Origin of the sequence: Methylobacterium sp. NFXW15 (assembly GCF_049887755.1) — a bacterium.
In the GTDB taxonomy this organism is placed as follows: Bacteria; Pseudomonadota; Alphaproteobacteria; order Rhizobiales; family Beijerinckiaceae; genus Methylobacterium.
In genome coordinates this window covers 705,608-717,018 of the sequence record NZ_JAGEKG010000001.1, presented here as the reverse complement: position 1 = coordinate 717,018, position 11,411 = coordinate 705,608, and the positions used below count along the sequence as shown (strand labels likewise).

10 protein-coding genes are annotated in these 11,411 nt (G+C 68.2%); 3 read left to right on the top strand and 7 right to left on the bottom strand.

All coding sequences use genetic code 11. The features are described from left to right. Window position 1: 1 nt before the first annotated feature. The 3 genes from fliP to J4O73_RS03420 are packed head-to-tail and all read right to left on the bottom strand — an operon-like array spanning window position 2 to window position 2,215. The gene (fliP, locus tag J4O73_RS03430) at window positions 2–721 is read right to left on the bottom strand and encodes a flagellar type III secretion system pore protein FliP (RefSeq protein WP_426214567.1); all 720 of its coding nucleotides are present in this window, start codon (window positions 719–721) and stop codon (window positions 2–4) included. Further along, a complete protein-coding gene (locus J4O73_RS03425) occupies window positions 718–1,779 on the bottom strand; it encodes a lysylphosphatidylglycerol synthase domain-containing protein (RefSeq protein ID WP_426214565.1) in 1,062 nt (353 codons plus the stop codon). Before J4O73_RS03425 ends, fliP begins: the two co-directional genes overlap by 4 nt. Before the next feature lie 25 nt (window positions 1,780–1,804). Continuing rightward, on the bottom strand, window positions 1,805–2,215 hold the full coding sequence (locus J4O73_RS03420; protein WP_426214563.1) for a hypothetical protein: 411 nt from the start codon (window positions 2,213–2,215) through the stop codon (window positions 1,805–1,807). A gap of 176 nt (window positions 2,216–2,391) precedes the next feature. Between J4O73_RS03420 and J4O73_RS03415 the strand changes: the two genes are divergently transcribed. After that, entirely contained in the window at window positions 2,392–3,705 is a 1,314-nt protein-coding gene (locus J4O73_RS03415) for a capsule biosynthesis protein (RefSeq protein WP_426214561.1), read from the top strand. 101 nt (window positions 3,706–3,806) lie between these two features. After that, window positions 3,807–4,085, top strand: coding sequence for a hypothetical protein (locus J4O73_RS03410; RefSeq protein ID WP_426214904.1), 279 nt, complete (start codon window positions 3,807–3,809; stop codon window positions 4,083–4,085). A gap of 13 nt (window positions 4,086–4,098) precedes the next feature. On the opposite strand, the gene J4O73_RS03405 is transcribed toward J4O73_RS03410, so the two are convergent. The 3 genes from J4O73_RS03405 to J4O73_RS03395 form a co-directional block, all read right to left on the bottom strand. After that, complete coding sequence (locus J4O73_RS03405) at window positions 4,099–4,755, bottom strand: HAD hydrolase-like protein (RefSeq protein WP_426214559.1); 657 nt, start codon at window positions 4,753–4,755, stop codon at window positions 4,099–4,101. Then, entirely contained in the window at window positions 4,755–6,665 is a 1,911-nt protein-coding gene (locus J4O73_RS03400; protein WP_426214557.1) for a PAS domain S-box protein, read from the bottom strand. The genes J4O73_RS03405 and J4O73_RS03400 overlap by 1 nt, the downstream gene beginning before the upstream one ends. A 155-nt stretch (window positions 6,666–6,820) precedes the next feature. Next, window positions 6,821–7,912 (bottom strand): alkene reductase, encoded by a 1,092-nt coding sequence (locus J4O73_RS03395; RefSeq protein ID WP_426214555.1) that lies wholly within the window; start codon window positions 7,910–7,912, stop codon window positions 6,821–6,823. A 237-nt stretch (window positions 7,913–8,149) separates the two neighbouring features. Between J4O73_RS03395 and J4O73_RS03390 the strand changes: the two genes are divergently transcribed. Continuing rightward, a complete protein-coding gene (locus J4O73_RS03390; protein WP_426214553.1) occupies window positions 8,150–8,761 on the top strand; it encodes a TetR/AcrR family transcriptional regulator in 612 nt (203 codons plus the stop codon). 91 nt (window positions 8,762–8,852) lie between these two features. Here the strand turns inward: J4O73_RS03390 and J4O73_RS03385 are convergent, their stop codons facing one another. Next, window positions 8,853–10,997, bottom strand: coding sequence for a sodium-translocating pyrophosphatase (locus tag J4O73_RS03385; RefSeq protein WP_426214551.1), 2,145 nt, complete (start codon window positions 10,995–10,997; stop codon window positions 8,853–8,855). Between the last annotated feature and the right edge of the window lie 414 nt (window positions 10,998–11,411).

The window sequence follows — 11,411 nt, the reverse complement described above, 5'->3', positions numbered from 1 at the left end:
TTTAGCTTCCGTAACTCTGCACCAGAGATCCAGCGACCAGACCCCAACCGTCCACGAGGACGAAGAAGATCAGCTTGAACGGCAGGGCCACGGTGGCGGGCGGCACCATCATCATGCCGACCGCCATGAGCACCGAGGCGACCACGAGGTCGATGATCAGGAAGGGGATGAACAGGAGGAAGCCGATCTCGAAGGCCCGCCTCAGTTCGGAGATCATGAAGGCGGGGGTCACCACCTCTAGCCCGACATCCTCCGGCCCTTTGGGCACAGGCGCCTTGGCGAGGTCGAGGAACAGCTTCAGATCCTTCTCGCGGACATTCTTGAGCATGAACGCCTTGAAGGGGGCCGAGGCGCGCTCGAAGGCCTGCGCCTGTGTGATCCGCCCGGCGATCAGAGGCTCGATGCCGACCGTGTAGGCCTCGCGGCCCGTGGGGGCCATCACGAAGGCGGTGAGGAACAGGGCGAGGCTGATGATCACCGCCGTGGGCGGGGCGGTCTGGGTGCCGAGCGCCGAGCGCAGGATGGACAGCACCACCACGATGCGCGTGAAGGCCGTGGCCATCACCAGCACCGAGGGCGCCACCGCCAGGACGGTGATGAGCGCGACGAGTTGCAGGGCGCGCTCGGTCGTGCCGCCCGCGCCGAGATCGACGGTGACGCTCTGGGCGAGCGCGGGCGAAGCCAGGAGCAGGCCCGTGAGCAGGAACAGGAAGCGGATCATCGCGGGCCCGCGGCCGGGCCGATGCCGGACCGCCGCGCCTCAAGGTTCTGCCAGATCAGCAGGGCGGGGAGGCCCAGCACCACGTCCGGTACGCGCTTGGCGAGCGAGAGGGCAAGCGCCGTCCCGCCATCGATGCCGAACAATCCGCAGACCAGGACGAACCCTCCCTCCTGCACGCCGAGCCCGCTCGGCACGAGGAAGGCGACCGCCTTGATCGCTTGCCCGAGGGCCTCGATCACCACCACTTCCGTCAGCACGACCGGATGGTCGCCGATACAGGCCAGCACGATTGCCACCTCGGCCACGCCGAACATCCACGCCAGGGCGTGCAGGCCGAAGGATTGGGCGAGATGCCCGCGCCGCCCCCGCCCCCAGATCGCGTCGAGGGCGCCCTGGACCTGCGGACGGGGCTCGGGCTGGGCCTCGGCCTCGCGCACGAAGCGGCGGCCGAGCGCCGCGATCTTCTCCTCCAGCACCCGCACCAGCCCCGTGCGCTGGAGGGCGAAGAACCCGACGAGGAGCAGACCCGCGACGCCGAGCGTCCGCGCGGTCCATTGCGCGAGTTCGGCCGCCGCCGCGCCCTCGATCTGGCCGAGAAGGGCCGCGCCGACACCTGCGAACAGGGCGAGGGTGCCGACCTGGAACAGCATGTCCGCAAGGACGGAGGCCGCCGCCAGCGCGCCCGGCACGGCCCAGAAGGTGAGGAGGCGCGCGCCGAGCACGTCGCCCCCCACCGAGGCCACCGGCAACAGCACGTTGATGCCCTCGCGCACGAAACGGAGGACGAGGCAGGCTCCGGCCGGGGAGGGAACCAGTCCGTCGAGCAGCCGCGCCCAGGCGAGGCCGCAGACGATGATCGCCGCCACCCGCATCAGGACGACTCCGGCGAGCCCGAGGAACCCGATCTTGCCGAAGGCGGAGGCGACGGCGGCGAGGTCGTTCGTCGCCACGAGCCACGCGGCGAGGCCGAGCCCCACCAGCGTCCCGGCGAGCGGCAACCGCCGCAGCACCGCACGACCGATGCGCGCCCGGAAGGACCGGTTCGAAGCAACATCCAAGGGCGGGGCGTCCTCGGGTCTGACGTCAGCGGGGCGGGGCCGTCTCGTCCACGGCTCCGGGAGTATCGCGTTCCGCCGCTAGACCGGCAATGGGGCCGAATTCGGGGAGCAGGGCCGCGCGGGCGGCCTCCGCGCCGCCGTCGGGATCGAGGAGCAGCACCCGGCCGGAGGCGAGGCTCGCTGCCGTCCCGATCGCCACGGCCCGCTTGGGACAGGGGCCCAGGCAGCCGCTCTCCACGATGAAGAGCTTGCGCCGCTTGCCCTTCGCGCCGTCTCCCTCCGGCCGAAGCGTCGCGTGCGCGTCCTTCAGGAGCTTGCGGATCGCCTTGGCGGGCAGGCCCTGGCGCTTGGCGCATTTGGTGCAGACCACCGCGACGCCGCCGAACTTCGATTTGGCGGTCCGGGTCCTGGCTGACTTCGGTGAGGCTGTCGTCATGATACCTTTGGCCCGGCCGGTCTAAGGTCGAAGGGCCGGAGCCTCCATGTGGTGCTGCGACGCGCGGAGGCGATGCCTTAAAATCGGCCGAAAAGAACCGGATCCCGACAGGGCGCACGGCCGTCGGTGGCCGGCTCCCCCGTGAGGGACCGGCGCAGAGCGGGAACAGCGAGCGGATGAGCTTGGACGACGTCAAGGAGGACCGGCGCGAGGGCGAGCTCGTCGCGTTCGTCCCGCCGACGATGACCGACCTTCGCCGTGAGGCGGAGACGATCCGTCCCGTCCCCCCGAAGCGCGGGGCGCTGGCGCTCCTGCGCTCGGCCACGCAGGTCGATTGGCGACGTCTGCCCGGCTTGCGCCCGTCCCAGCGGGAGGAGAAGCAGCTCAGCTACGGCGGCCTGCTGATGCGGAATGTCGGGCTGTTCGTCCTGCTGCCGACGGCGGTGGTGGCGATCTACATGTATGTCTTCGCCTCCGACCAATACACCGCTCAGGCCCAGTTCGCCGTCCGCGGCAATGTCGAGCCGATGGAGCATGCGAGCCTCGGGCAGTTCACGTCGCTCATCCAGAAGCACAACAGCCAGGACGGCTACATCGTCCGCGACTATATCCAGAGCCAGGCCATGGTCGAGGAGCTGGAGAAGAGCATCCATATCTCGCGGATGTATTCCCGGCCTGAGGCGGATTTCTGGGCGCGGTTCGATCCGTCCGATCCGATCGAGCGTCTGACCAAGTATTGGCGCAAGCAGACCAGCGCCGAGATCGATGCCATCTCGGGCGTGATCCGCCTCAACGTGCGCGCGTTCACGCCGGAGGACGCCCTGACCATCTCCCGCGAGGTGGTGGCCCGCGCCGAGGTGCTGATCAACGAGATCTCGAAGCGAGCCCAGACGGACATGGTCTCCCAGGCCAAATCCGATGCCACCGCCGCCGAGGAGCGCCTGCGCAAGGCGCATCTCGCCGTCCAGACCTTCCGCAACAAATGGGGCCTGATCGACCCGGTCAAGTCCGCCGAGGGCATGCTGACCACGCTGACCCTGCTGCGCAAGGAGAAGATCAAGCTCGAGGGCGACCTTCAGGTCCTGCGCAGCTCGAACCTCGACGAGCGGTCACGCTCGATCCAGACCCTGGCGGCGCAGGTCGCCGCCCTCGACCAGCAGATGAAGAGCCTGCAGGACGAGCTGACGAGCAGCGGCCCGGCGGACGGCCAGCAGAACCTCACCGAGGCGCTGCTCGCCTACGAGGGGCTGACGGTGGAGCGCACCATCGCCGAGAAGCTCGAGGAATCCGCGCATGTGCTCTACGACCGGGCACGGATCTCGGCCGCCAAGCAGCAGATCTTCCTGGCGACCTTCGAGCGTCCGGTCCTGCCGACCGAATCGCTCTATCCCGAGCGGGCACGCACCGTGTTCGTGATGCTGTTCTGCTTCACCGTGCTGTGGAGTTCCTTCACCCTGGTCAAGGCGGGCATCAAGGACCAGCGTAGCTGAGCGGGGGGCGCCCGCACGAGGCGGATACCGTTTTTGCGCGGGCTGATTTAGAGGACGCAGCCATGGCCGCTTCGTCACAGCCCACGCCTTCGCCCCCGCCGATGTCGGACTTTTCCGTCCTCGTCGCGAAGGCGATCAACCCCTCCATGTCGCGGGAGGAGCGCGAGGCCGTCTACGCCATGGTGCGGACGGCCGTGCTGCGGTTGCAGGAGCGCGACGGCCTCGACCCGTCCGATCCCCGCGCCGCCTATCGCCGCCATCTCGTGGAAGAGACGATCCGCGACATCGAGAGCGATGTCGCGCGCTTCGAATCCCTCCGCAAGCTCGATGAGGCCTTCGCCGCGCAGGCGAAGGAGCACAAGGCGCAATCGCGGCGGTGAGGGCCGCAGGCGCCTAACCTTCCCGAAGGAGCGCGGTGATGTCCTCCGGTTGCGCGAACAGGTGCTCGGGCGCCAGGGCTTCCAGGGCCCGCGCGTCTGTATAGCCCCAGGCCACCGCCCCGAAGGCGCAGCCCACCACGCGGGCCGCCTCGGCATCGCGGACCTCGTCGCCGATGCAGAGCACCCGTGCGGCGGGCAGGTGTGCCCTCGCCACGAGGCGGCGCAGCTTGGGGGCCTTGCCGAAGATCGAGGCGCCGCAGGACCACGCGCCGATCCGCGAAGCCGCCTCCGGCCCCAGCACCCGCCGCACCACATCCTCGCGGTTCGAGGTCAGGATCGCCAACGGCATACCCATGGCGGCAAGGTCGGCGAGCATCGCCGGAATGGCGGGAAAGGGTCGCAGCGTCTCGGCGTCCCGCGCGGCGAGGGCGTGCATATGCCGGGCGATGAAGGGCACCTTCCAGCGCGGGATACCGAGACGGCGCAGGATCTCGCGGGCCCCGAGGCGGCGGAGGATGTCGACCTCGTCCGATGCCACCCGGCGGAAGCGGTAGCGGTCGGCGACGCCGTTCAGGACTCCGCAGAACCAGCCGAAGCTGTCCACGAGCGTCCCATCCACGTCAAGCACCACCAGGGAATAGGGGCGATCCGGCTCTTCGCCGCCGTGCATCAGAAGCGCAGGTTCGCCACCGGCACGTCCAGGCGCATCACGAGGCCGCCCGGCGCCCATTCGTGTTCCAGCATCCCATCGAGCTGCCCGGCGACGCTGCGCTCCGCCAGAACCGTGCCGAATCCCTTTCGCGAGGGTTTCGCCTCGACGGCCGGGCCGCCACTCTCCGCCCAGGTCAGCACGTAGCGTCCGTCGCTCCGGATGCCGGTGAGGGCGACCTGCCCGCCCGCGCGGGACAGGCCGCCATACTTCACGGCGTTGGTGGCCTGCTCGTGCATGATGAGGGCGAGCGCCGTGGCGGTGCGCTCACCGATCTCGACATCGTCGCCGGTGATCGCCACCCGCTCGCGGCCACCCTCGGTATAGGCCGCCATCAGCAGCCGCATGAGGCCGAGCACCGTCTGGCCCGCCACGGCGGGGGCGCTGTCGGGCGAGTGCGGGCGGACATATTCGTGGGCGCGAGCCAGCGCCCCCAGGCGCTCCCGGAACGCCGCCGCGAAGGGCTTCGAGGCCGGATCGCTGCGGGCGGTCAGGGCCGCAAGCCCACCCACCACGGCGAAGATGTTCTTGATCCGGTGCGACAGCTCACGGATCAGCAGGTCGCGGGCCTCTTCCGACCGTTTCGCCTCGCGCAGATCGCGGGTGACGGTGGCATAGCCCGCCACCGCCCCGGTGGCGTCGCGTACGGTGAACAGGGTCGAGCGCACGGCGATGCTCTCGCCCGTCGCGACATGGCGCAAGGACAGCTCGCCCTCCCACCAGCCATCGCGGCGCACCGCCGGCATCACCGTGTCCTGAAGCGCGAGGCGGCTTTCGGGGGTGAAGAAATCCGGGATCGAAAGGGCGCGGGCCGCCTTCAGATCGGAGAGTCCGACGAGTGCCAGGGCCGCCTCGTTGAGGTGGTCGACCCGGCCATCCAAGCCGGCGAGGCCGATGAAGTCCTTCGAGGCCGAGACGATGGCCGCGAGCTTGCGCGCCTCGCTCTCGGCCCGTTTCAGGTCATCGATGTCGGTGCAGGTGCCGAACCAGCGTTCGATCTTGCCGTGCGCATCGCGGATCGGCATGGCCCGGCCCAGCGTCCAGCGATAGCCGCCGCTATGGTGGCGCAGGCGATATTCGATTTCGTAGGGCTCGCCCGTTTCCAGGGAGCGGCGCCAGCGCGTCCAGGCTTGCTCCTGATCCTCGGGATGGAACATGTCGTTCCAGCCCTCGCCATCCGTCGAGCCGTAGGGGACGCCCGTGAACTCGTACCAGCGGTCGTTGTAGTAATCGTGAAACCCGTCCGGCAGAGTGGTCCAGACCATCTGCGGCATCGCCGAGGTCATCACCCGGAAGCGACGCTCGTTGGCGGCGAGTTCGGCTTCGCGCTTGGCGACGAGGGCCAGGGTCCGGCGATTCTCGAACAGGGTGGAGATCTGGCGGGCGAGGGCGGCCAGCGTAGCCTTCTGTCCGGCCGTCAGTCCCTCGGGCCGTGGCATGTGATCGAGCACGCAGAGCGCGCCGAGGAACACGCCGTTGCGCCCCGGAATGCCCGCCCCGGCGTAGAACCGGTAGCCGTCCTCGGTGACGAGGGGGCTGTTCGCCGTACGGGGATCGGCGGTGAGATCGGGAATGGTGAGTTCGCCGCCCGAAGCGAGGGTGTGGACGCAGATCGTCCGATCGAGGCCCAACTCGCGCAGGCCAAGGCCGATCTCGGCCTTGAACCATTGCCGGTCGGAATCGAGCAGGCTCACCAGGGCGACGGGGGCCGCGCAGACATGGGCGGCCACGGCGGCGAGGTCGTCGTAGGCGCGTTCGCTCGGGGTATCGAGGATGCCGAGTTCGCTCAGTTCCGCAGCCCGGTCCGCGGCGTCCCGCGGGGTTCCGGCGATGTCGGGGAGGGCGCAGGCGCCGGGCATCGGCTGGGTCATGATCCGCCCGTCACTTAGTCACCGCATACGGCCATGCCTAGGGCACGTCGCGGAAAAGTGGTCGGGTTGGTCTACGAATCAATGAGAGACTGCAAACACCTGGGCATGCCGGCCCGGTTCGGGAGCCGGCATGCCGATGATGGCTGAGAAGAGGCTCAGGCAGCCTTCTGCTCGGCCAGGGTCGGGTAGTCTACATAGCCTTCCGGACCCTGCGAGTACCACGTCTGGGCGTCGTCCTTGGTGAGCGACGCGCCCTTGGCGAATCGCTCCGGCAGATCCGGATTGGCGATGAAGGTCCGGCCGTAGGCGATGGCATCCGCCTCGTTCCGGTCCAGGGCTTCCTGACCGCTCTTGCCGTCATAGTCCGCGTTCAGGATCAGCGGCGCGCGGAACACCTTGCGCATCGCCGGAGCGATGGGCGGATGATCCGCCTTGCCGAAGGTGCCGTCGTAGCCCGGCTCGCGCATTTCGAGGAAGGCGATGCCGAGTTCATCCAGCGCCTTGGCGGCGGCGACGAAGAGCGGCTCCGGGTTCGAATCGTTCGTGCCCTGGATCGCGCCGTTGGGCGAAAGGCGCACGCCGGTGCGCTCCGCGCCTGCAACCTTCACCACGGCCTGTGTCACCTCGCGCAGCAAACGCACGCGGTTCTCGATGGAGCCGCCATACTCGTCGGTGCGCAGGTTGGTGCCGTCGCGCAGGAATTCGTCGATCAGGTAACCGTTGGCGGCATGGATCTGCACGCCGTCGAACCCGGCCGCCAGGGCATTGGCGGTGGCCGTCTCGTAATCGGAGAGCAGACGCGGGATCTCCGCGACCTCAAGGGCGCGGGCTTGGCTGTAAGGCTTCTTGCCCTCGTAGGTATGGGCCTGATCGGGAGCCGTGGTCGCGGAGGAGGAGACCGGCGGCTTGCCGCCGAGGAAGTCGGAATGGACCATCCGGCCCATGTGCCAGATCTGGCAGACGATCTTGCCGCCATGGTCGTGGACCGCCTTCACCACCGGGCGCCACGCATCGACCTGCGCATCGGACCAGATGCCCGGCGCGAACGGCCAGCCCAGGCCTTCCTGCGAGATGCCGGTGGCCTCCGTGAGGATCAGGCCCGCGCCCGCGCGCTGCGTGTAGTACTGCGCCATGATCGGCGTCGGCACGTGCTCGCGGGTGGCGCGACCACGGGTGAGGGGGGCCATGAAGATCCGGTTCTTCGCCTCGATGGCGCCGATGCGGATCGGGTCGAACAGAGAAGGCATGCGGGATCGTCTCGCTGGTTGAATGTCGCTCGGGAGGCGAGATGGCGCATCGCCCGGTCTGGGCCAGGGCAAAGGGCACATAGGCGCACCCTGACGGAGGAATGGCTCGCCGTCTCGCCGGGAATCGATTATTGTAGCGGCCGCTACGGATCCTATATCTGTAATGCTCGCTACATTGCGTCAAGGCGGTGGAGCGATCCTGGCTACGAGATGTGCGGCACGGCACGTGAGGAGGAGATGAGCGCGATCACGCCGATCAGGGGGAAAGGGCGCCCCCGGGGGTTCGACCGGGATCAAGCCTTGCAGAAGGCGCTGGAGGTCTTTTGGACGCGCGGCTACGGCCCGGCGACCGTGGCGGAACTTTGCGCGGCGATGGGGATCAACCCGCCCAGCCTCTACGCCGCCTTCGGTAACAAGGACGCCCTCTTCCTCGAAGCCCTGAGACATTACGAGGACACTTATTGGACAGCTCCGTGGAAGGCGCTCGACGAAGAGGCTGACCTGCGGCGGGGAATGGAGCGCTTCTTCTTCGAAGCGGCAGCGATCCTGTCCTCGCGCGACGTGCCGTGCGGCTGCCTCGTCGTGCAGAATTCCGGGAGCGTCTCACTGGATTCCGAGGAGGTCCGCGATGCGCTCCGCATGCTCCGGGAGGCGAGCAGAACCTCGTTCCTGACGAGGCTTGCCCTGGCCCGCGCCTCCGGGGATCTGCCACCCGACGCGGATGTCGAGGCCTTGGCCGCAGCCTTCGCGGCCGTGCTCCAGGGCATGTCGGCCCAGGCGCGGGACGGGGCCTCGCGGGAATCGTTGGAACGTTTGGCCAGGGCGTCGCTGGCGATGCTGCCGGGGTAAAAACGCTTGCCTCATGCCATCCCGTCTCTGCTCGCGATGGCGGTGATGATTGAACGTCGCCCGGCGCGGAGCCCGCGCCGGGCGTTCGTGGTCATGCGTGCGCCAGCACCGCCAAGAGCAGCAGGGCGATGATGTTGGTGATCTTGATGGCCGGGTTCACGGCCGGGCCGGCGGTGTCCTTGTAGGGGTCGCCGACCGTGTCGCCGGTCACGGCGGCCTTATGAGCCTCCGAGCCCTTTCCGCCGTGATGGCCGTCCTCGATGTACTTCTTGGCGTTGTCCCAGGCGCCGCCGCCGGAGGTCATCGAGATCGCGACGTAGAGGCCGGTGATGATCACACCGAGCAGCATCGCGCCGACCGTCGCGAAGGCTTGGGATTTGCCCGCGATCGGCTGGATCACGAAGAACAGCACGATCGGCGACAGCACCGGCAGGAGCGAGGGGATGATCATCTCCTTGATGGCGGCGCGGGTGAGCATGTCGACCGCCCGGCCGTAATCGGGCCGATCGATCCCCTGCATGATGCCGGGCTTTTCCCGGAACTGGCGGCGGACCTCCTCCACCACCGCCGCGGCGGCGCGGCCCACGGCGGTCATGGCGATGCCGCTGAACAGGTAGGGGATCAGGCCGCCGAGCAGCAGGCCCACCACCACGTAGGGGTTCGAGAGCGAGAAATCGACGTTCACCCCCTGGTAGAAGCGGTACTGCGTCGGGCTCGCATTGGCCGTGAAGTAGTGCAGGTCCGACGTGTAGGCCGCGAACAGAACCAGGGCACCCAGGCCCGCCGAGCCGATGGCATAGCCCTTCGTCACCGCCTTGGTGGTGTTGCCGACGGCATCCAGCGCATCGGTCGACTTGCGCACGTCCGGGGGCAGACCCGCCATTTCGGCGATACCGCCCGCATTGTCCGTCACCGGCCCGAACGCATCGAGCGCGACGATGAAGCCCGCCAGCGCCAGCATGGCGGTGACCGCGATGGCGATGCCGAACAGGCCCGCCAGGGCGTAGGTGCCGATGATGCCCGCCACGATCACGATGGCCGGCAGCGCGGTGGATTCCAGCGAGATCGCCAGACCCTGGATCACGTTGGTGCCATGGCCGGTCACCGAGGCATCCGCGATGGACTTCACCGGCCGGAAGTTCGTGCCGGTGTAGTATTCGGTGATGACCACGATCAGCGCCGTGATGGCGAGCCCGATCACCGCGCAGCCGAACAACCCGCCGGAGGTGAAGGTCAGCCCGGTGGAGGTGGTGAAGACCGTCGAGAACCCGCCGAGCAGCGTGTAGGTCACGGCGGCGATGGCGACGATGGACAGCGCGCCCGCCGCGATGAGCCCCTTGTACAGAGCGCCCATGATCGACTGGTTGGCCGAGAGTCGCACCGCGAAGGTGCCCGCGATCGAGGTGACGATGCAGGCTGCGCCGATGGCCAGCGGGTAGAGCATCATCGGCTCCAGAACCGCCCGGCCGCTGCCGGTGGGGCCGGAGAAGAAGATCGCCGCCAGCACCATGGTGGCCACGACCGTCACGGCGTAGGTCTCGAACAGGTCGGCGGCCATGCCCGCGCAGTCACCTACGTTGTCGCCGACATTGTCCGCGATGGTGGCGGGGTTGCGCGGATCATCCTCCGGGATTCCCGCCTCGACCTTGCCGACGAGGTCGCCGCCGACATCCGCGCCCTTGGTGAAGATGCCCCCGCCCAAGCGGGCGAAGATCGAGATCAGCGAGGCGCCGAAGCCGAGCGCGACCAGCGCGTCGATCACCTCGCGGCTCGACGGGTCGAGCCCGGCGCCACGGGTTAGGACGAGGTAGTAGAGGGCGACGCCCAAGAGCGCGAGGCCCGCCACCAGCATCCCCGTCACCGCGCCCGACTTGAACGCCACGTCGAGGCCCGCGCCGAGCGAGAAGGACGAGGCCTGCGCCGTGCGCACGTTCGCCCGCACCGAGACGTTCATGCCGATGAAGCCCGCCGCCCCCGACAGCACCGCGCCGATCAGGAAGCCGAAGGCCACCTTGAGCCCGAGGAACGCGGCGAGCGCCACGAACAGCACGATCCCGACGACGCCGATGGTGAGGTATTGCCGCTTCAGATAGGCCTGCGCGCCCTCGGCGATCGCCCCCGCGATCTCCTGCATGCGCTGGGTCCCCGCATCGCGTTTCATCACGTCGGTGATCGTGATGACGCCGTAGGCGATGGCACAGAGCCCGCCTACAATGATCAAAATCAAGGGAAGCATTCGACCGTCCTTTGTTATGATGCCTGGCTGGGGCTTGTCGTTGGCGAGCTCGGCCTTTTGGCCGCGGGACGAGACGCTCGGATTCGGGCTTTCCTTCCCAGAACCATGCATTGATTGCCAAACTTCGCCGCAGAGCGCAAACGTAGCCGTTCTCGCGGCGAACGAATGCTGCGTTGCGAAATAAAACTCGGATTGAGGCGGCAGGTTCTTCGCAGTTGCGACGGTCGACAACTTGCGGTTTGATGTTCGCAACGCGTTCGTACGCTGTGCGAAAGCGCTTGGCCCCGTCGTTGACCTCATCCTGAAAGGCGGCTTCGCCGCATCTCAGGATGAGAGGTGGGTGATGGGACTGACAGCTTTTGCAGCCCTCCACAGAGAGCTCGACCGGAGAGATCGTTCGCAAAACCGGCCGAG